General features: G+C 70.6%; 14 protein-coding genes. 8 read left to right on the forward strand and 6 right to left on the reverse strand.

Features of this window, described 5'->3' with window-relative positions:
- Positions 1-12 precede the first annotated feature (12 nt).
- Complete coding sequence (locus ACFU5K_RS20855) at positions 13-1,485, forward strand: LysR family transcriptional regulator (protein WP_384063740.1); 1,473 nt, start codon at positions 13-15, stop codon at positions 1,483-1,485.
- 48 nt (positions 1,486-1,533) lie between these two features.
- Here the strand turns inward: ACFU5K_RS20855 and ACFU5K_RS20860 are convergent, their stop codons facing one another.
- Positions 1,534-3,195, reverse strand: coding sequence for an ABC transporter substrate-binding protein (locus ACFU5K_RS20860; RefSeq protein ID WP_384063743.1), 1,662 nt, complete (start codon positions 3,193-3,195; stop codon positions 1,534-1,536).
- Positions 3,196-3,424: 229 nt separating this feature from the next.
- On the opposite strand from ACFU5K_RS20860, the gene ACFU5K_RS20865 reads away from it, so the two are divergent.
- Together ACFU5K_RS20865 and ACFU5K_RS20870 are read left to right on the forward strand one after the other, a co-directional pair.
- On the forward strand, positions 3,425-7,495 hold the full coding sequence (locus tag ACFU5K_RS20865) for a NocE (protein ID WP_384063746.1): 4,071 nt from the start codon (positions 3,425-3,427) through the stop codon (positions 7,493-7,495).
- Between the two features lie 65 nt (positions 7,496-7,560).
- Positions 7,561-7,854: a transporter gene (locus ACFU5K_RS20870; RefSeq protein WP_384063748.1), complete on the forward strand. Its 294-nt coding sequence runs from the start codon at positions 7,561-7,563 to the stop codon at positions 7,852-7,854.
- A gap of 61 nt (positions 7,855-7,915) precedes the next feature.
- Here ACFU5K_RS20870 and ACFU5K_RS20875 read toward each other — a convergent pair whose 3' ends face one another.
- The 3 genes from ACFU5K_RS20875 to argJ form a co-directional block, all read right to left on the reverse strand.
- Positions 7,916-8,704 (reverse strand): BTAD domain-containing putative transcriptional regulator, encoded by a 789-nt coding sequence (locus tag ACFU5K_RS20875; RefSeq protein WP_384063751.1) that lies wholly within the window; start codon positions 8,702-8,704, stop codon positions 7,916-7,918.
- Between the two features lie 642 nt (positions 8,705-9,346).
- Entirely contained in the window at positions 9,347-10,351 is a 1,005-nt protein-coding gene (locus tag ACFU5K_RS20880; protein WP_384063753.1) for an MBL fold metallo-hydrolase, read from the reverse strand.
- 129 nt (positions 10,352-10,480) lie between these two features.
- Positions 10,481-11,659 (reverse strand): bifunctional glutamate N-acetyltransferase/amino-acid acetyltransferase ArgJ, encoded by a 1,179-nt coding sequence (argJ, locus tag ACFU5K_RS20885; protein WP_384063756.1) that lies wholly within the window; start codon positions 11,657-11,659, stop codon positions 10,481-10,483.
- A 213-nt stretch (positions 11,660-11,872) separates the two neighbouring features.
- Here argJ and ACFU5K_RS20890 point away from each other — a divergent pair, with 213 nt between their 5' ends.
- From ACFU5K_RS20890 to ACFU5K_RS20910, 5 genes are all read left to right on the forward strand, one after another.
- Positions 11,873-13,588, forward strand: a complete 1,716-nt coding sequence (locus ACFU5K_RS20890; protein ID WP_384063759.1) for a thiamine pyrophosphate-binding protein — start codon at positions 11,873-11,875, stop codon at positions 13,586-13,588.
- The gene (locus tag ACFU5K_RS20895) at positions 13,588-15,120 is read left to right on the forward strand and encodes an asparagine synthase-related protein (RefSeq protein ID WP_384063779.1); all 1,533 of its coding nucleotides are present in this window, start codon (positions 13,588-13,590) and stop codon (positions 15,118-15,120) included. Before ACFU5K_RS20890 ends, ACFU5K_RS20895 begins: the two co-directional genes overlap by 1 nt.
- Before the next feature lie 56 nt (positions 15,121-15,176).
- On the forward strand, positions 15,177-16,127 hold the full coding sequence (gene speB / locus ACFU5K_RS20900) for an agmatinase (protein ID WP_384063762.1): 951 nt from the start codon (positions 15,177-15,179) through the stop codon (positions 16,125-16,127).
- Complete coding sequence (cs1, locus tag ACFU5K_RS20905; protein ID WP_384063765.1) at positions 16,124-17,098, forward strand: clavaminate synthase Cs1; 975 nt, start codon at positions 16,124-16,126, stop codon at positions 17,096-17,098. Before speB ends, cs1 begins: the two co-directional genes overlap by 4 nt.
- A 223-nt stretch (positions 17,099-17,321) precedes the next feature.
- Positions 17,322-18,992, forward strand: coding sequence for a penicillin-binding transpeptidase domain-containing protein (locus ACFU5K_RS20910; RefSeq protein ID WP_384063768.1), 1,671 nt, complete (start codon positions 17,322-17,324; stop codon positions 18,990-18,992).
- A 204-nt stretch (positions 18,993-19,196) separates the two neighbouring features.
- On the opposite strand, the gene ACFU5K_RS20915 is transcribed toward ACFU5K_RS20910, so the two are convergent.
- Together ACFU5K_RS20915 and ACFU5K_RS20920 are read right to left on the reverse strand one after the other, a co-directional pair.
- On the reverse strand, positions 19,197-19,775 hold the full coding sequence (locus tag ACFU5K_RS20915; RefSeq protein ID WP_384063770.1) for a fasciclin domain-containing protein: 579 nt from the start codon (positions 19,773-19,775) through the stop codon (positions 19,197-19,199).
- A 554-nt stretch (positions 19,776-20,329) separates the two neighbouring features.
- Positions 20,330-20,575 (reverse strand): hypothetical protein, encoded by a 246-nt coding sequence (locus tag ACFU5K_RS20920; protein WP_384063773.1) that lies wholly within the window; start codon positions 20,573-20,575, stop codon positions 20,330-20,332.
- Between the last annotated feature and the right edge of the window lie 444 nt (positions 20,576-21,019).

Here is a 21,019-nt window from a genome sequence, read left to right on the forward strand (position 1 = left end):
AGGAAGCCGTCCGTGCCTTCTGCGATACACGTGCCCTCCGTTACCGACCGGCTCACGCGCCTGCCCCTGTCGCGTCCGGATCTACGGCTGCTGGACGCGATCGGACAGTGCGCCGACCTGGCCGAAGCCGCTCGCAGGGCGGGGCTGAGACCGTCGGCCGCCCAGCGCCTCCTGGACCGGCTGGACCACACCACGGGGCTGAGACTGACGCTGCGGGACGCGCGTACGGCGCGGCTGAGTCCGGACGGCGCACGGGTGCTCGTCGCGGGGCGGCGCTTCTTCCGCCAGGTCGATCAGGCCGTGCAGACCGACATCTACGGGCGGGGCGCCGAGGCCCTGAACGCCCCCCGCATCCTGAACATCGCCACCGCCGAACCGCTGATGGAGGATCTGGTCGAGGACGCGGCGGACTCCCTCGGCATCCTCCTGTCGGTCAGTCACGACACACCCGGCCAGGTGCTCCGGCAGCTCGACGGGTACCGGGTGGACGCCGCGCACACATGGGGGCTGAACACCCTCTCGCACGGGGTCGAGCGCACCGTGCGCACGTACGAGGTCCTGGACGACCCGCTCTGGGTGACACTCCCCCTGGGGCATCCCCTGGCGGGCCATGACGCTCTCTCCCTCGCCGATCTGCGCGACGAGAACTGGGTGTCGGAGGCCGGGCCCGAGGCGGAGGTCCTGGTGAGCGGGGTCTACCGGTCGGCCGGTCTCACCCCGCCCGCCCGCATCCAGGTCACCGGCGCCTCGGTCGCGCGGGGGATGCTGCGGCGCGGCGACGCGGTCGGCCTGGGCTCACCGGCCTGCCCCGCCGTGTTCGCCCCGTCGCTGGTGCGCCGCTCGCTCGTGGAGCGGCCCCGGCGGGCCGCAGCTCTGCTGGTCGATCCCTCCGTCGTCCCCGGCTCGCTGGCCCAGCAGCTGGCGGCGCTGCTCACGGCCCGCTGTCTCAGCAGGTTCACCGCGCAGCACGGGGACATGCTCCGCGATCCGTGGTGGGGGGACTGGCTGCGCGGGCAGCGTGCGGGGCTGGAGCGGCGCACCGATGCCGCCGCCCACGGTCCCCAGGCACCGCCGGCGCTGCCCGACGAGTCGGTCCAGGTCGACGTGGAGGACCTTCATCTGCTGCGCGCGGTGGCCGACCACGGCAGCATCAACCGCGCCGCGGCGGTCCTCTCGATCAGCCAGTCGGCCCTCACCCGGCGCATCCACCGTCTCGAACTCAGGCTCGGGGCCCGACTCTTGCTGCGCAGTTCACGCGGCACCGACCTGACGGCGCCGACCCGGCAGTTCCTGGCCGGGCTGGCCGGCTTCGAGGCCGAACTCCGGGCGGTGGGCGCGGGACCGGGAGATGCCGCACCGGCCACCGAACCGTCCGCCGGTGCGCAGCGCCGGGTGCACCGGGCGCCCCGGGGTGGCGCGGTGCGCCCGGGACGGGCCGCGCCCGACCGCACGGCGGTGCGGCCCGCGGTCGCCGGCCGGAGCTGAGGCGGCGGTGCGGCCGGCGCGTCCGCAGCCGGCCGCACCGCGCTGTGGTCAGCGCGCGCCCAGTGCCGCGTAGTCGTACATCCCGAAGGAGCCCGTGACGAACGCGTTGCGGACGTCCGGGTGGCGGTAGAGCAGGGAGCGCGGGTAGAGGTAGGGCACGATGACGGCGTGGTCCATGGTCAGCCGGTCGATACGGTGCCAGATCTCCGCGCGTTCCTCCGGGTCGGCGCTGACGGCCCCCTGGTCGAGGAGGCTGTTGATCTCCGGGTCGTCCAGTTCGCCCATGTTCTGGTTGCCGCGCTCCTTGATGGCGCGTCCGTCGACGATCTGCTGGAAGAAGCCGTAGCCGTCGGGGAAGTCCGCCCCCCAGCCGAACATGATGATCCCGATGCCGTGCTCGCGCAGGTACTCGGGGCTGCCGCCGTACCGGTCGAAGTAGTCGCCGGACGGGAAGTCCAGCACCTCGGCCTCGATGCCGACGCGGGCCAGTCCGGCCGACAGCGCCTCGGCCGCCCGGTACTCCTTCAGGCGGTCCTTGCGGGCGGCGATCTTCGTGCGGAACCCGTCCGGCATGCCGGCGAGGGCCAGTTCGGCGCGGGCCGCATCGAGGTCTCCGGTGCCGTCTTCGCCGACCGGGTAGCGGTCGAAGGGCCGGTAGCCGTCGATGGTCGGCGGCAGGATCGTGGTGGCGATGTCCCCGCCCACGGACCCCCCGTAAGCGGCCTGCATGGCCGCCTTGTCCGTGGCGAACTGCACCGCGCGGCGGCAGTGCACGTTGTCGAACGGGGTGATCCGGCTGGACAGGCAGTAGATCCAGGTGAAGCCGGTCAGCGGGTTGTCCGCGTTGGCCCGCAGCGCGGGATCGGCCAGGATGCGCTCCTGGGCCGCGGGCTGCACCCCGAAGCCCGCGAGGTCGATGTGTGCCTCGCCGGAGAGCAGCATGAGGTCCACCTCGTGCGGGTCCTTGCCCAGGTGCACCTCGATGCGCTCGGCCCGCTGCCGGCGTACGGGGTCGGTCTCAGGGTCCCAGTGCGGGTTGCGTTCCAGAACGACGAGCTTGCCGCGTTCGTAGGACTCGACGCGGTACGGACCGGTCGCGACGGGGCCGAGCCGGTAGCCGATGCCGGTGTCGCGGCGCTTCGGGACCGGTGTGGTGCTCGGCATGGTGGCGAGCAGGTCCATGCCGGCGAAGGGTTCGGTCAGCTTCAGGACCAGGGTGCGGTCGTCGGGCGTCTCCACGGTGACCGGGCCGTCCACCTCGGGTTCGCGCCAGGGGCCGCCGTAGTCGGTGCCCAGCAGGTGGCGGAAGTAGGTGGGGCCGACGCCCAGCACGTCCGTACCGTAGTTGCTCCTGGCGATCGCGTACTTCACGTCGGCCGCGACGACGGGCGTGCCGTCCTCGTAGAGCAGACCGGGGCGCAGCCGGTAGGTCCAGGTCCTGCCGCCGTCCGAGCTCTCTCCGAGCGACTCCGCCAGGTCGGGGACCAGCCGCTGGCCGTCCTTGCCGGGCGCGGTGTCGAAGGTGACCAGGGTCCGGCCGATCAGACGCAGGAAGTTCCAGGTGTAGGCGTAGTACGTGTTGCCGGGATCGAGCGAGTCGAAGTCGTCGGTGCGCACCAGACGGAGGGTCCCGCCCAGCTTGTCGGTGGGGGCGAACACGCCTTCTACGGCGGCGTCGAAGCCGGTGCTGCCCGACCGTTCGGTCTCCATGTCCCAGCCCTTCTCGCGGTGATTTCCGCGCCATTCTGCGGTGGCGCGGGGCTTCGGTGCGCCGCGACGAGGTACGGGCGCATAGCCGACCGCGGGTCGGTATAGCGGAAGAGACGGGTGAGAGGGGGTGGAGAGGCCCGGCTGATGTGCTCGCGTCCCCCACGCGCGAAGCGGACGCCCGCTTCCCCTCACGCGCGACGCGGGTGTACGCAGGAAAGGCGAGCCGAACGTGCCCCGAAGAAGTAAATGGCATGCACCCGTCATAACCATCGCCGCGACGGCACTACTGGCGGGCTACCCGTCGGTGTCGATAGCGAAATCCCCCACCCCTCCCCCGGGCGCCGCCCAGGGCTGGAACCAGAAGGACCGGGCGGACGCCGCGAAGCCCGGTCCCGCCGAACTCCCCGAAGCCGTCCCCGCCGACGACCGCACGGCACTCCTCGGCTCCGGATACCGCGCCTCCGACGACCTGGCATGGACCACGTCGGGTGACGCCACCGGCTTCCACGTCATGGTCGCCGCCGCCGAGGACGGCTACCGGTGGCGGACCGCCGCGACCCTGTCCGAGCCGGGCTTCGACACCGACACCTGGATCGGCAACGCCTGCATCACCGCGTCGGGAAAGCGCGCCGCCGTCACCTACGCGCCCCGCACCTTCACCAACAGACCGGCACTGATGACCCGCGGAGCCTTCACCGCGGTGGTGGACCTGACGACCGGCGCGGTCACCAAGCTCCCCGTCCAGTCCAGCCTGAGCTACTTCTCACCCGGCTGCGGCACGACGGAGAAGGCCGTCTTCTCGCAGTTCTCCGACGACGCGTCGAAGCGCAACGAGACCCGTCTCGTCGGAGTGGACACGGCAAGCGGAAAGGCCGCGAAGCCGCTGGACCTGCCCGGCCAGGTCACGTCCGCCGTCCCCCTCGCCGACGGCTACGCCGCCGCGCAGGGCTCCCGCCTGGTCCGGGTCGCGCCCACCGGCGACGTGCGCGTCGCCTCGCGCGCCGGCACCGCCCCCTTCCAGCTCACGGCAGCCGCCGACGGCTCGGTCGTCTACATCGACCGCACCGCCGGAGCCGCCGCGTCCGGGGCCGCCTCCGAGCAGGCCGAGGTCCGGCGCGCCCCGGCGTCACTCTTCGGCGCCGCCGCCAAGTCCGGCGGAAGCACCCGGCGCCTCGCGACCGGCGCGCTCACCGACTTCGACCTGGCCCGCTCGGCCCGCACCGGCACGGTGTACGTCACGGGCGAGGCCAAGGCCGCGGGCACCCTGCCCACGTCCGTGCGCATGCCCGCGGGGGTGGCCAAGGGCGCCGCGCTGTCCACCCGGGGAGAGGCCGCCGTCACCACCTCCTGGGCCGACGGCAAGGACTCCCGGATCTCGCCGCAGGAGGCCGCCTCCGCACGCACCGCGCGGACCTCGATGAAGCTGCTGGAGACCGGCCGCAGCGTCACCCTGGACGCCAGGCCCGGCACGACCGTCGGCTCCACCGCCAGGACGGCGGCGGGCCTCGCGACCTCACCGGCACTCACCCGCGGGACCGGGACGGCAACGGCTTCCCCGCAGCTCGCCGCCGCGTCGCCCACCAACCCCGTCGAGGACGAGCGCTACTGCTCGGTGCCGCGCGGGGACGTCCGCAAGCAGGCCTTCCAGCCGACCCCGCGGCAGGTCGAGTGGGCGGTGGACCAGGCCGTGGTCGGCAAGCTGAACTCGCACGTCTCGCGCGCCGCCAACTGGAAGAACACCGGGATGTCGGCCTACCAGCCGCAGTCCCTCTTCCCGCTCAAGACCATGGCGGGCGACCCCAACGGCACGCCCGACGCGGCCGACGAGTACCACATCCCCGCACAGGTGATGCTGGGCGTCACCGCCCAGGAATCCAACATGTGGCAGGCCACCCGCTTCGCGGTGCCGGGTGTCACGGCGAACACCCTGATCGGCAACTTCTACGGCATCAGCCACGGTTCCGACGGTGAGACCCCGGATCCCTGGGCGATCAACTGGGCCAACGCGGACTGCGGTTACGGCATCGTCCAGGTGACCGACGGCATGCGCAAGGCGGGTCACGAGAAGCCCGGCGAGACCGCGCTGTCCGTGCAGAAGCAGGAGGCCGTCGCCCTCGACTACACCGCCAACATCGCCGCGGGGGTCAACATCCTCGTGGACAAGTGGAACCAGACGTACAACGCCGGAATGACCGTCAACGACGGCGGCCCCTCGTACATCGAGAACTGGTTCTTCGCGCTCTGGGCGTACAACTCCGGCTTCTACCCGCAGTCCAGCGCCGGTTCGCACGGTGGCCACTGGGGCGTCGGCTACACCAACAACCCGGCCAACGCACTGTGGAAGGCCAACCGCACCCCGTTCCTGGAGAACTCAGCCGGCGGGGACGACTACTCCCACGCCGCACACCCGCAGGACTGGCCGTACCAGGAGAAGGTGATCGGCTGGGCCGCCCGCCCGATCTCCGCGATGTTCGCCCCCGGCGACTTCCAGCCCGGCTACCGGGCCGCCTGGTGGACCGCCACGGACCAGCGGACGCGGGCCAAGCCGCCGGTCGGGCAGTTCTGCGACAGCTCCAACAACTGCGACCCGAGCAAGATCAAGGACGGTGACACCGACACGAACGGCGCGTGCCAGCTCAACAACCCGGCCGACGAGTTCTTCCTGCACTGCTGGTGGAACAAGAAGACCAGCTGGAAAAGCTGTGCGGGCGGTGCCTGCGGATACGCCCTGCACCGCTTCGACGCCACCTACCCGGAGCAGCCGGACGGCAGCGCGTACCCGCCGCGGTGCTCCAGCGGCCTGCCCTCGGGGACGTACGTGATCGACGACGTGGCCTCGGGTGTCACACCGGCGGGCTCATCGGGACGAAGCTGCGGGGCGACGACGTCGCCGGGCACCTTCGGCTTCACCTTCACGGCTGACGGCGCCAATTACCCGGGCAAGATCGACACCCATCAGATCGGGGCCGGTTACGGCAACCACTTCTGGTTCTCGCACACCAGGAACCAGGCGACCACCGAGGGCGCCCGGATGCGCACCACCGGCACCTGGACCCTGACCAACGGCATGACCGGCTGGGCCCGGGTCTGGGTGCACCTGCCCGACCACGGCGCCCACACCCGGCAGGCCTCGTACACCGTCTCCGGGACGAACAGCACGAGTCCGGTGCGGGTGCACCCGCAGCGCGTCGGGGAGAACAAGTGGGTCTCCCTCGGGGTGTTCCAGTTCACCTCCACCCCGAAGATCTCGCTCTCCACACACGCGGCCGACGGCAGCGGGTCGGAGGACGTCGCATGGGACGCGGCGGGGTTCCAGCCGCTGTCGGCCAAGCCCAAGGACATGGTCGTCGCGATGGGCGACTCCTACTCATCGGGTGAGGGCGCATCGGCCGCCGGCGGGGTCGACTACTACAAGGAGACGAACTACCGGGACGCGAGCAACCCCTCGACGCGGGACGCCTGCCACCGTTCGACCAAGGCGTGGTCGCGCCAGGCCACGATCCCGGGACGCTCGGCGTCCGTGGGATCGATGGACGACAGCAGGTCGGCGGCGATGGACTACCACCTGATCGCCTGTTCCGGGGCCCGGACGTACAACATCGCGAGCGTCGGTGAGAACGGCGAGCTGCCTCAGCTGTCCAAGGGCTACCTCGACCAGAACACCACGCTGGTGACCATCTCGATCGGTGGTAACGACGCCCGGTTCGCCTACATCATCCAGAAGTGCATCTTCGGCGGTGTGGGCTGGCCGACGCTGTGCCAGAACCAGAAGTTCGACGACGACGACTCCCGGGTCGACGACGCCGCGTACCAGGGGCTGGACATCGGCGTGGCGGCAGAACGCCTCGCCAAGGAGCGGGTGCGGCCGGCCATCACCGACGCGCTGAAGAAGATCCAGGCGAAGGCGCCCAACGCCAAGATCGTGCTGATGGGGTACCCGCCCCTTCTGGAGCGGTCGGGGTCGTGCATCCCGGGCATCGGGACCGAGGAGGCTCCCTGGCTGAACGGCATGGCGGGCACCCTCGCCACCGAGATGCAGGGCGCCGTGGACGACGCCAAGGCCGCCGGCACCAAGGCCTGGTACTCCAACCCCGCGCAGAACTTCGCGGGCAAGGCCGTGTGCGGTGACCCCGAGCAGGTCCACGGGATCGTGCTGGACCTGGTGGAGAGCGACGAGCCCGCGATCGACTGGCCGATCCTGCAACTCGGTGCGTCCGCCCAGTCGTTCCACCCGAAGGTCGGAGGAGCCCGGCTGTACGCGGACTCCCTGGAACGGACGATGCAGGGCATGGGTCTCTGACCCACGACATCCCTTGTGCCCTCCCCGCGCGGTGCGGGGAGGGCACCCAGGACCGGAGGTGGGCGATGAGGCGGGTGTCCCGCCGCGGCGACATGGGGGCAGCCCTGCTGCTGCTCCTGCTGGACGCCGTACTGCTGGTGGTACTGCTCTTCGGGGTCGTCGTCTCCGGCGGGCTGACGGGCAGTCCGGACCGGGTCGCCGCCGGCCGTGAAGCCTCCCGGGCCGCGCTGGTGTGCCTGGTGGCCCTGCTGGTATCGGGTGGGATCGCATTCGCCGTACGGGCCTGGGTCGCCGCAGTGGTGCAGGTGGTCGTCCTGGGAGGCGGGGCGGTTCTCGCACTGGCGGTCCTCGGCACCTGACACGCCGCCGCGCCCCCTGCCCGGATGGCGGGTGGCGCGGCGGCGTGCGGTCTGATGCGGGTCAGCGGCGGGCCATGCCGGGAACCGCCGCGAGCATGTCGGCGTCCTGACGGAGGATCGCCCGCTCCAGGGTGGTCAGTCTGGGGCCGGGGTAGATGCCCAGCTCATCGGTCAGGGTGTTCCGGGCCCTCCGGAACACGGCAAGCGCGTCGGCCTGCCGCCCGGAGAGGTAGAGGGCCTGCATCAAATGCGCGTATGGCTCTTCACGCAAAGGGTGGAGGGCGATGAGGTCGGTGAGTTCACCGATGGCCTCCTCGTATTGACCCAGCGTTATCTCCAGGCAAATGCGCTGTTGAAGTGCGGCGACGCGTTCTTCTTCCAGTCTGGCCGCGCGGGTCTGCAGCGCACTGCTCGAAATCGTGGCCAGGGCCGGCCCCCGCCATAGGGCGAGCGCCTCCTTGAGCAGGTCGAGCGCCTCTTCCTTGAGGTCGGCACGTACCATCTTCTTCGCCGTGGCGACGTTACGCCTGAAAATGTCGCTGTCGATCTCGCAGAGTGCCGCATCCAGCTGGTATCCGGAAGCAGTCGACAGGACGGTGTCCTGCGGCGCACCGACCGCGGCCAGCGCGCGGCGGATCATCCACACACTGGTCTGGAGCTGGCCAGGGGCGGTCCGCGGTGGACGCTCACCCCAGAGGTGGGTGATGAGTTCGGGCGTGCTGACCGCCCTCCCCGATACAAGTGCGAGGGCCGTGAGCACCCGGAGCTGCCGTTGTCCGGCGAGCGGGACCGGCATGTTCCGGGAAAGCATGGAGATCGGACCCAGTATGCGAATCTGCACGCCGGCCATAGGGGTCTCCCGTTCTGCCTGTCCATGACCTAATTCCCCTGCCATGAACTGCTGGATTTTCGCACGCGATGTCTTTGGATGCGCTGGTCGATGGAGCGAATGCAGTGGTCGTGGCTGCGGCCACTACGCGCGTAGCAGGCCTTCTACCTCATCGATTCGGGACAGTAATAAGCCATCCGGACGGCGTCAACGAGGCCCGGATGGGCACGGCTGAAAACTGTCGTACCGATGCGAGACAAAATGAGGACACGGGAAGATCGCGGATAACGGCTGCGGGGGCGGGTGGCCGGGCATCCATGATCACGGATGGCACGGAGTGACCATCGGCCGGCACCGACCGGCACACGCGGCCGGTGACAACCCCCGGAACGTCACGCCCCTGCGGAAGACGTGCGTCCGATGCGAAGAAGATGAGGACTCGGCATGGAGCGTATTGTTACCCAGCGCACCGATCCGGACGCGGAGCGGCAGCTTCACCGGTCTACACCAGTGATGGCAGAAACCGTACGCCGCTTCGATCGTGCGAACGGGCGGGTGCACCGGAATCCGGTGGCCGGATACCAGGATCTGGCATCTACGCGGCTGAAACGGGCCCTCAAAAGCGGCGCAATACAGTGGAACCCACCGCCGATGCGGCCGGGCTCACGCACTTCCGGTGACGTCGAGCAGCTCCAGATGCCGGGGGGCCAGCACACGCGTGCCGGCGCCGGGCGCCCGGCGCTCGGCCGCACGCGCGAGCGCCGTCACCGCGTCGGGGGACGACGTACGCGAGATTCCCGCATCGCCCAGCGGGGTCACCATGTCGTCGTGATGGCAGGGCAGGAGCACCGGGGGTGACCCCAGTGCGGCAAGCAACCGGTCCGGGTATCCGTGGACGGCCGCGTGACCACTCATGCCGATCACCGCGATGTCCGGCCGCGCGCCCGCCACTTCGCGCTCGGCAACGTTGCTGGTGCCCGTCAGCAGCACGGACGGACCCCCCTCGAGGGACACCTGGAAGGCCAGCGTCCGTCCTTCCACCATGTCGCCGAGGGTCCGGGGCCGCAGTGGAACGGCGTCCCGCTCCCCGGGAGCGAAGGAGGTGTAGTCGTCCTGCCTGCTGTGCAGACTGCGGAACACCTCCACGCTGTAGCCGTCGAACTGGAGGTGGTCGCCCCCGTCCACCGCCACCACGTCCGCCATGCGGTGCGCGGGGGTGCCCATCGCGGCCAGCAGATGGCGCGACGTGGTGTCGCAGAGTGTCCGGACACGCCGGCCGGCCCACCCCGGCCGGGACAGCAGGTGCGGGACGTCGGCGAGATGGTCGAAGTGACCGTGGCTGACCAGGATCAGCTCCGGCGCCCCGGTCAGCTCCTTCTCCGCCACGTGCTCCACCGCGTCGGGATCCAGGCGCAGGGGCAGCGTCGGATCGAGTGCGCCACCCTCGCCCGCGTAGGGCATCCGACTCAGATACGGGTCGAAGAGCACGCTGCGGCCCGCGAAGGACAGCTCCCATCCGGCGACGCCCAGCCAGCGCAGCCCGAGATCGGTGCCCTTGGGCACCCGGCGCTGCTGCGCTGCCGGCACGGGGGCCGCGCCGCCGACCAGCAGCCCCGCCGCCCCGGCACCGAACGCGCCCTGCAGAACCGACCTTCGCGACTGACCCATGCGCCACCTCGTTCACGTTGTGCTGATCACACGTCACACTACGGAGCGATGCGGACGAGGCGGCACATTTGAGTCAGCGGCGTCCGGGCGTGGCGGATCGGGTGCCGCGTCCGGGTCCCGGCCCCTGGGTCAGGTCGTGTACTCGGAGTTCAGACGCACGTACCCCTCCGTCAGGTCGCAGCCGTAGACGGTGAACTCGCCATCCCCGATGCCCAGTCCGATGCCGATCACCACCTCGTCACCGCGCATGTGCTCGGCGACGGCCGCCCGCAGTTCGGCGTCGCCGGGGCCGTCCGCACGCTGCGGATAGACCAGGGTCCCGCCGAACTGGACGGTGACCTTCTCCTGGAGGATGTCGGTGTCGTCGGTGCACTTGCCGATCGCCATCGTCACCCGGCCCCAGTTGGGGTCGCTGCCGTGCACCGCGGTCTTGACCAGCGGTGAGTTGACGACGGTCTTGCCGACCCGCTTGGCCTGTGCGGTGTCCCGCGCCCCGGTGACCCGCACCTCGATGAGCTTGCTCGCCCCCTCGCCGTCCGAGGCGATGTTCTTCACCAGGGCCAGCGCCACCTCGTGCAGGGCCTCCTCGAACTCCACCGGATCCACGTCGCCGGCCAGGCCGTTGGCGAACAGCACCGCCGTGTCACTGGTCGATGTGTCGGTGTCGATCGAGACGGCGTTGAACGTCCGGTCCATGACACTGCGGAAGACCCGGTCCTGCACGTCCCGGGGCAGCCTGGCGTCGGTGGCGAAGAAGGTCAGCAGGGTCGCCATGTCCGGCTCCAGCATCCCCACACCCTTGGCGATGCCGACGAGTGTCGCCTCGCCGCACCGCACCCTGACCTCCTTGGGCCGGGTGTCGGTCGTCATGATGGCCCGCGCCGCCCGGTCGAAACCGCCCTCGGGAAAGGGCCAGGAAAGCGTCTTGATGTGATCGCGGATCTGTTCCATGGGGTACTGGAGGCCGATGACGCCGGTGGAGGCGATCAGCAGCTCGTCCTCCGGGAGCCCGGTTGCGGCGGCCACGGAGTCACGCACCTCACGAGCGTTGCTGTCACCCTCGGGGCCGGTGGCGACGTTGGCGTTACGGGCGATGACGACCACCCCGCGCGCCTGCCCGTCGGCCGCCGCGGCGCGGCTGAGCACCACGCTCGGGCCGGAGAAGCGTGACTTGGTGAACACCGCGCTGACCTGCGTCGCCACGGTCGACGCCAGCACGGTGAAGTCGTCCCGCCCATCGCCCGAGAGTCCCACCGGAGCGGTGTGCACCACGAAACCCGCGGGGCCCCGGGTCGTCGTACCGGTCATGATCTCCTTCTTCCGTCAGCGGTTTCTTTATGCGTTCAACTGTATGCCTATTCATCTATCACAGGAGGCGGGTGCACAGGGCGGGAACCGGCCGCGGGGCACCTCGAAGCGCACTACAGCGCGGTCGGATAGGCACTGGAGAGGAGGTGGAGAGAGGCCACCGGCACGGTGACGGCATTCCGCATCCCGTCGACATCCTGGAGACGACGCCGCATGTCCCGTGTATCGACCAAGCCCAGCAACAACCCGACGGCCGCACACGCGCTGCTCAAGCGTCTGAACGAGCACGGCGTGGAGACGGTGTTCGGTGTCGTCGGCCGTGAGGCCGCCTCCATCCTCTTCGACGAGGCGCCGGGGATCGACTTCGTCCTCACCCGGCACGAGTTCACCGCCGGCGTCGCCGCCGACGTCCTGGCCCGCATCACCGGCCGGCCGCAGGCCTGCTGGGCCACGCTCGGCCCCGGCATGACGAACCTCGCCACGGGTGTGGCCACCTCGATCCTGGACCGCTCGCCCGTCATCGCACTGGCCGCCCAGTCCGAGTCGCACGACATCTTCCCGAACGACACGCACCAGTGCCTGGACTCGGTCTCCGTCATGCGCCCCATGACGAAGTACGCGGTCGAGCTCCAGCGCCCCGACGAGATCACCGACCTGGTGGACTCAGCCGTCGCCGCGGCGATGACCGAGCCCGTGGGACCCAGCTTCATCTCGGTGCCCGTCGACCTGCTCGGCGCCGACATCGACGCCTCGGTCGTCCACCCCGCCGCGCACACCCCGGCCAAGCCCACCGGCGCCGTTCAGGCCGGCTGGGAGGCCACCGCCGACGAGGCGGCCGCGCTGGTCTCCGGTGCGGAGCACCCGGTCTTCGTCGTCGGCGCCGCGGCCATCCGCTCCGGCGCGGTGCCCGCGATCCGGGCCCTGGCCGAGCGCCTGGACGTCCCGGTCATCACGACGTACATCGCCAAGGGCGTCCTGCCGCACGGGCACCACCTCAACTACGGTGCCGTCACCGGTTACATGGACGGCATCCTGTCCTTCCCCGCCCTGGAGACCCTCTTCGGCCCGGCCGACGTCGTCGTGACCCTCGGCTACGACTACGCCGAGGACCTGCGCCCCTCGATGTGGGCCCGCGGCGGCGAGAAGAAGACCGTGCGCGTCTCCCCGACCGTCAACCCGATCCCCCGCGTCTACCGTCCGGACGTCGACGTCGTCACCGACGTGCTGGCCTTCGTCGAGCACCTGGACGCCGCGACCGCCGACCTCGCGAAGAAGACCCCGCACGACATCACCCCGCTGCGCGAGCGCATCGCCGAGTTCCTGGCCGACCCCACCGAGTACGAGGACGGCATGCGGGTCCACCAGGTGATGGACTCCATGAACACGGTGATGGAGGAGACCGCCGCCGCCGGTGAGGGGACGATCGTCTCCGACATCGGCTTCTTCCGGCACTACGGGGTGCTCTTCGCCCGTGCCGACCAGCCCTTCGGCTTCCTCACCTCGGCCGGCTGCTCCAGCTTCGGCTACGGCATCCCCGCGGCCATCGGCGCCCAGATGGCCCGCCCCGGCCAGCCGACCTTCCTCATCGCGGGCGACGGCGGTTTCCACTCCAACAGCGCCGACCTGGAGACGATCGCGCGGCTCAACCTGCCCATCGTGACGGTCGTCGTCAACAACGACACCAACGGGCTGATCGAGCTCTACCAGAACCTCGGCCACCAGCGCTCCCACGACCCGGCCGTCAAGTTCACCGGTGTCGACTTCACCGAGCTCGCCCGCGCCAACGGCGTCGAGGCCGTCAGGGCCAACTCCCGCGAGGACCTGCTCGCCGCTCTGCGCAAGGGGGCGGGGCTCGGCCGCCCGTTCCTGATCGAGGTCCCGGTGAACTACGACTTCACCTCCGGCGGCTTCGGTGCCCTGAGCATCTGATCATGGCGCACACATTCCCCGCCGCCACGGGGTTCCTGGTCTCCGCCCAGCAGGGCGGGGGCCGGGCCCCCCGGCCCGTCTTCGCCACCCGGGGCCCCCACGAGACCGTGGCCGAGGCCCTCCGCTCCCAGACCCTGAACGCCGTGCTCGTGCACTCGGGTTCGGCCGGGGACGCCGTGGCCCGCTCCGGCGACACGGCCCTCGTCCTGGCCGGCGAGCTCTACAACCGGGAGGAACTGCTCCCCCTCCTCCCGTCCGGCGCCGACGCCCGCACGGACGCGGCGCTGGTGCTCGGCCTGCTGGGCGTCTACGACCTGCACGCCTTCCGGCTGCTCAACGGCCGGTTCGCGGCGGCCGCGGCGCTGGACGGCCGGGTGCTCCTGGCCACCGACCACGCGGGCTCCGTCCCCCTCTACACCCTTCCGGCGCCGGGCCGTGTCCTGGCCGCCACCGAGATCAAGGCCCTCGTCCCGGCGACGGCCCAGGCCCCGCTGTCCGGCCGGCCCGTCGCCGACGCACGCCGGATACGCCGGGTGCCGGGGGTCCACCAGGTCCCCGCCGGCACGGTCCTGGACCTCGACGTCCGCACCGGCACGGCCGCGCCCTCGCGGACCTGGACCCCGCCGGTGTCCCGGCGGATCCTCTCCGAGGCCGACGCGACCGCCGCCGTGCGCGAGACGCTGGGGCGAGCCGTCCGGGCCCGCACCGGCAGCACCGCGCCCCTGGTGGTGCTCTCCGGAGGAATCGATTCCTCGGGCGTCGCCGCACTGGCGGCCGCACACACCGATGGCCCCCTGGAAACCCTGTCCATGGGCACCGACGCCTCGGACGAGTTCACCGAGGCGCGCGTGGTCGCCACCCATCTCGGCTCCACGCACCGGGAGATCACGGTCCCCACGGCGGACCTGCTCGGCCAGCTCCCGTACGCGATCTGGGCGTCCGAGTCCGTCGACCCGGACATCATCGAGTACCTGCTGCCGCTCACCGCCCTGTACCGGGCGCTCGACGGGCCCGCCCGCCGCATCCTCACCGGATACGGCGCGGACATCCCGCTCGCCGGCATGCACCGCGAGGACAGGCTGCCGCAGCTGGACACGGCGGTGGCGTTCGACATGGCCACCTTCGACGGCCTCAACGAGATGACGCCGGTACTCTCCGGCATCCAGGGCCACTGGTCGACCCACCCGTACTGGGACCGCGACGTCCTGGACCTGCTCGTGTCGCTGGAGGCCGGCCTCAAACGACGCCACGGCCGCGACAAATGGGTCCTGCGCGAGGCGATGAGCCCCCTGCTCCCGCACGAGACGGTCACCCGGCCGAAGCTGGGCGTGCACGAGGGCTCCGGGACGACGTCCTCCTTCAGCCTCCTGCTGATCGACGCCGGAGTGCCCGAGGCGGACGTCCACCGGGCGAAGTCGCTGGTGGTCCGGGAGATCTTCGACCGGGTGGTCGTCGAGGGGCTGTCGCCCGCCGAGGTGAGCACCGCCGACACCGTCCACCAGGTGGCCGCACGGCTGAAGGAGACCGAGTGAACCGCGCCCTACTCCGCACCGGCCGCCCGCGGCCCATCCGACAGGAGGGATGACTCGTGGAACGTGTCGACACCACGATCTCGCCCCGTTACGCGCAGATCCCCACCTTCATGCGCCTGCCGCACGACCCCCGGCCCACCGGCCGCGACGTCGTCGTGATCGGGGCGCCCTACGACGGGGGCACCAGCTACCGGCCGGGGGCCCGCTTCGGCCCGCGCGCCATCCGCAACGAGTCGGGCCTGATCCACGGGGTCGGGATCGACCGGGGACCGGGCACCTTCGAACTCATCGACTGCGTGGACGGCGGGGACATCGACCTGACCCCGTTCAACATGCACATCGCGATGGAGACGGCCCACCGCCATCTGCGCGGCCTCCTCCAGGACAACGCCGCATTCCTGATGCTCGGCGGCGACCACTCGCTCACGCTCGCCGCCCTGCGTGCCGTGTCCGAGCAGCACGGCCCCGTCGCCGTGGTCCACCTTGACGCGCACTCGGACACCAACCCGGCCTTCTACGGTGGAGAGTTCCACCACGGGACCCCGTTCCGGCACGGCATCGACGAAGGCCTCATCGACCCCGCGCGCACGGTGCAGATCGGCATCCGGGGCCACAACCCCCAGCCCGACTCACTGGACTACGCCCGCGGCAAGGGGGTGCGTGTCGTCACCACCGACGAGTTCGTGGAGACGGGTGTCGCCGGGACCCACGCCCTCGTCAAGGAGCTCGTCGGCGACCGCCCCGTCTACGTGTCCGTCGACGTCGACGTGGCCGACCCGGCCTTCGCCCCCGGCACCGGGACCCCCGCACCCGGCGGGCTCTCCTCCCGCGAGGTCCTCGCCCTGCTGCGCTGCGTGGGTGAGCTGCGGCCGGTCGGCTTCGACGTCATGGAGGTCTCGCCCCTCTACGACCACGCCGGGATCACGTCCGTCCTGGCGACCGAGATAGGCGCGGAGCTGCTCTACCAGTACGCCCGCGCTCACATCAAAGAAAGGAACGACGCGTGACCGTCATCGACTGCTCCGAACTCCGCGACGAACTCCTGGAACTGGCCTCGCGCCTGCCGGCGGTGCCGCGCGCGGACCTCCCTGCCTTCCTGGAGGCCGCCAAGGCGGCGTCCCGCGACCTCCCGGCCCCTCTCGCCGAAGCGCTCGACGCCTTCAACGTGTCGGGCAACGAAGACGGTTACCTCCTGCTGCGCGGACTGCCCGTGGAGCCCGAGGAACAGCTGCCCCGTACCCCCGAGTCGACCCCCGCCCCGGTGGAGCGCCCGCTGCTCACGATGGAGGCGATGCTCGGCGTCGTCGGCCGCCGGCTCGGCCTGCACACCGGTTACCAGGAACTGCGCAGCGGCACCGTCTACCACGACGTGTATCCCTCCCCCGGCGCGCACCACCTGTCCTCGGAGACCTCCGAGACCCTGCTGGAATTCCACACGGAGATGGCGTACCACCAGCTCCAGCCCAACTACGTGATGCTGGCCTGCTCCCGGGCCGACCACGAGCGCAGGGCCGCGACCCTGGTGGGCTCGGTCCGCAAGGCACTGCGTCTGGTGCCGGAGGGCTTCCGCAACCACCTCTTCGACCGCAAGGTGCCCTGCTGCGTGGACGTGGCGTTCCGCGGCGGCGTCGAGGACCCGGGTGCGATAGCCCAGGTGAAGGCGCTCTACGGCGATGCGGCCGACCCGCTGCTGGGTTACGACAGGGAGCTGCTGGCCCCGGAGGACCCCCGGGACGTCGAGGCCGTGGAGTCGCTCTCCAAGGCACTGGACGAGGTCACCGAGGCCGTGCACCTGATCCCCGGTGACGTCCTGATCGTCGACAACTTCCGTACGACGCACGCCCGTACGCCGTTCACACCGCGCTGGGACGGGGCGGACCGGTGGCTGCACCGCGTCTACATCCGCACCGACCGGTTCGGACAGCTCTCCGGGGGTGAGCGCGCGGGCGACGTGGTCGCCTTCACCCCCCGCGCCTGACCGGATTCCTTCACTGCCGGAGGGCCGGCGGCGTTCCGCGACGGTGCGGGGCGGCCACCGGCCCGCTGTCGTGCTGCCCGCTCGGGGGCCGCTCTCCTCTCACTCTCCCGCCGCTCTCCGGGGTGGCCCGGGGCCCGGGGACAGCGGTTAGCGTGTCGGACAGGTGACCGGAGCGGGCCGGTCGCGGGAGAGGTATCCGCAGCAGACGAGGAGAGAGCGCCAAGTGTCGGACCCCACGTTGCAGCAGATGGCGAGTCACGACCGCGCGGGTCGTCGCCGACCACGCGGAGCACCGGTCCTGGGCGTGGCGGTGGCGGTCGTCCTGGCGGCGGGCGCGGGCTGGTGGGGGTACCGGGCGTGGTTCGGGGACGGGGCGGGGCAGGACCCCGAGGTGAGCGCCGCCACCGAACGGCTGCAGTCGTTCCTGGACGCGTGGGGCGCCGGGGAGGCGGCGAAGGCCGCGGCGCTGTCCGACTCCCCTGAGAACGCGGAATCCCTGCTGACCTCGGTGATGACCAACCTGAAACCGACGAAATCAACGCTGGCGGCGGGGGACGGCGAGAAGAACGACAAGGGCGAGGTGACCGTCCCGTACACCGCGCGGTTCAGCATCCCGGCCGTCGGCAGGTTCACCTACGAATCCGAGGCGACGCTGGTCAGGAAAGCGGGCCAGTGGACCGTGGAGTTCGCCTCCCCGATGATCCACCCCCGGCTGAAGCCCGGTCAGACGCTCGCCCTGAAGACGGTGGCCGAGCGGGCCGCCGTGCTCGACACCAATGGCGACGACCTGCAGGCGGCCTCCTTACGCGGCTCGGTGGACGAACAGGGAAAGGGCGTGTTCGGGCTCGAGGCACGCTACGACAAGCAGTTGCGGGGCGGCGGGGGCGCGGCCACCAGTGAGGTGGTGATCGCCGACCGGCAGTCGGGCCAGGCGGAGGCCTCCCTGACCAAGAGCTCGGCCGAGCCGGGCAAGCCGGTGAGGACGACCATCGACCCGAAGGTCCAGGGAGCGGCGGCAGCCGCCATGGAGGGACTGAAGGTGAACGCGGCGCTGATCGCCGTGGAGCCGTCGACGGGAAACATCCTGGCCGTCTCGAACCGCCCCGCGGGCGGGCTGAACCGGGCACTGGCCGGGCAGTACCCGCCGGGGTCGACGTTCAAGGTGGTCACTGCGGCGGCGATACTGAAGGCGGGGATGAAGCCGTCGGACGTGGTGGAGTGCCCCAAGTTCGCACACGTCGACGGTCAGAGGTTCGAGAACCAGAACCAGTTCACACTGCCGGCCGGCTCGACCTTCAAGGACTCGTTCGCTAAGTCCTGCAACACCATGTTCGTCGGGCACCGTGCGAAGGTCGGTGGCTCCGCGCTGCACGACGCGGCTGCGGCCTTCGGGATCGGCGGAGTCTGGGACGTCGGTGACACGACGTACGACGGCTCGGTGCCGGTGAACACGTCGGACAACGACCTCGCGGCATCGACCATCGGCCAGGCCCGGGTGCAGGCCTCGCCCCTGGTGATGGCTTCGATCGCGGCGACGGTCAAGGAGGGCACCTTCAAGCAGCCGGTGCTGGTGCCCGAAGCCGTGAAGAGGAAACACGAGGCGACGGCGAAGCTCGACCCGTCGGTGACGGGCGCCCTGCGCGACATGATGCGGGCGACGGTGACGTACGGGGCGGGCAGCGCCCTGACGGGGATCCCCGGGGAGCCGCACGCCAAGACTGGTACGGCCGAGTTCGGCGAGGAGAAGCCGCCGCGCACCCACGCCTGGATGATCGGGTACCAGGGCGGCAGCGACCTGGCCTGGTGCGTGATGCTGGAGGACGGCGGTTCGGGCGGCGCCGACGCCGGACCGGTGGCGGCCCGGTTCCTGAAGAGCCTGAGCGACGCCGGCTGAGCGCCGCAACTGCGTGGCCGGCCTCGCGGCAGGGTGTCGGGCATCCATGTGCCGTGCCAACACGGGTGCGGTGCTCGGCCTACGGCAGGATGGTCGCGGGGTGAGCGGTCCGATAGGCGCCGACACCAACCACTCCGGGGGCGGCCCAGCACCCTGCCCTCTCCGTGCGAAGGCAGGGTGCTGGTGGTCCTGCTTCCCTGCCAACTACTCAGGCATCAGGACTGTGTCGATGAGCTCCACCGTGGCATTGGCGGTGGGAATGCCGCCGCAGACGATCTTCGCGGAGTCGTTCACCGTGAAGGAGTCACCCGACCCTGAGGTGGTGAGGTTGCTGCCCTCGAGGGTCTTGAAGTCGCCCTTCGCGAGGTCGCTCTTGGTGATCTTCTCGCCCACGACGTGATACTTGAGGACCTTGGCCAGCTGGGTCTTGTCGGCCAGCAGAGCGTCCAGGTCCGCCTTCGGGATCTTCTCGAACGCCGCGTTGGTCGGAGCGAAGACCGTGATGTCCTTCGAGTTGTTCAGCGTGTCGCCCAGGTCGGCCGCCTTCACCGCCGCAGCCAGCGTCGACAGTTCGGGGTTGTTGGATGCCGCGGTGGCCACCGGGTCGTTGGCCATGCCGGCAAGGCTGCCCTGGCCATCCGCGGGTAGCGACGAACAGCCGGGGCCGAATGGCTGCGTGCCGTTGTCGGCAGATGCCGTGGGCGCAGCGATTCCCATCACTGCGGAGAAGACCACTGCCGCTGATGCGGCGAAGACGGAGCGGTGGATCCGGGTGACGTTCATGGGATGTCTCCTCGTCCGGGAGGTCCGTGCCTCGACGGAGCCGGGATTCGGCCGGCGCGCGAGCCCGTCCGACAGCGCTGTCGATACGCGATCCCGCGCACACATCCTCCAGCGTCACACAGATCTTCCATAGCCGCTCAGGGAGCCTGTCGGGTGGCCGGGAAGGCGGGCCGTGCGGGCTGGATCGGGCTGCCCGGATCTCCTGCGTCAACGTATGGGGCCGGTTGCCCAAGGCGCGAGGCGCACCCGCGACGGAAACACCGATCACCGCCGTGGTGCCTCGTTCGCAGGGAGTGAAGGGTGCTCACCCCGTCGTCTTCCACTGCGAGGGGAGAGGGGACTGGGCTGGTGCTGACGGGAGCTCGCGGTTGGGAGAGAAAGGGTCTCGTCAGCCGGCCGGCAGAGTGGTCTTCACGGCCGCTCTCCTACGCTTCCGCATGGCCGGGCGCCGCGGACCGTCATATGCCTGGACTGCGACGCCCGACTCCATGCCGTCTCTCCGGACCTGCATCGACCGGACCGCCGGCCGAACCGCCGGCGATGCAGGGCGAGGGCTATCCGTGTTTGTGACCCTCCACGAACGGGAGCTCCTCCTTCTCGTAATTGGCAAGTGCGAGTCCGAGTGCGAAGAACGTGGGGGCCCATTCACCTACGAAGATGCCCCAGCGGTCCGCACGCTCGATGTTCTCCTGCTTGTTGGACGCGAGCCACGAAACCAACGACAGCCCGATCGAGCCGAAAGCGGCCACGTACGCGTGTTCGCTCTTCAGACCGGCCTCGTGCAGCTTCTTGACGATCATCTCGGTTCCCCTTCTCGATTACCCGGACCAAGGGCTGTCCCGCAGTTCCTGGTGGATCGGCGCGTGGCGTCAGATGCGGTTCATCGCAAGGCGGAGGGGCGCACGCGTACTGGATGTATTCGGGCGTTCCGACAAAGCGGCGAGGCGCCGCGCTGTCGTCGTGCGCCCGCCAGGGATCACGGGACGGCTCTTGGAGCCTTGCCTACTCATTCCTGCCGCGCATCTCGTAGGATGCGGGCTGCGCGGTCGACGCCGGGCTCATGCACCAGCCCGAACGCCCGCGACAACAGGACTTCGGCCGGGCGACACCGCCCGGCGAGAGACGCAGGCGAAGGGGCCAGTCGAGCCAGAGGTGTCCCCCGGAGTGTGGACACGGGGGTTCATGCTGCGAGTGTGAGTGTACGTGCTCTCTGTTGTTGCTGTTCGAATTCGGCTGGTGAGAGG

The organism is Streptomyces sp. NPDC057428 (assembly GCF_042803195.1).
GTDB lineage: Bacteria > Actinomycetota > Actinomycetes > Streptomycetales > Streptomycetaceae > Streptomyces.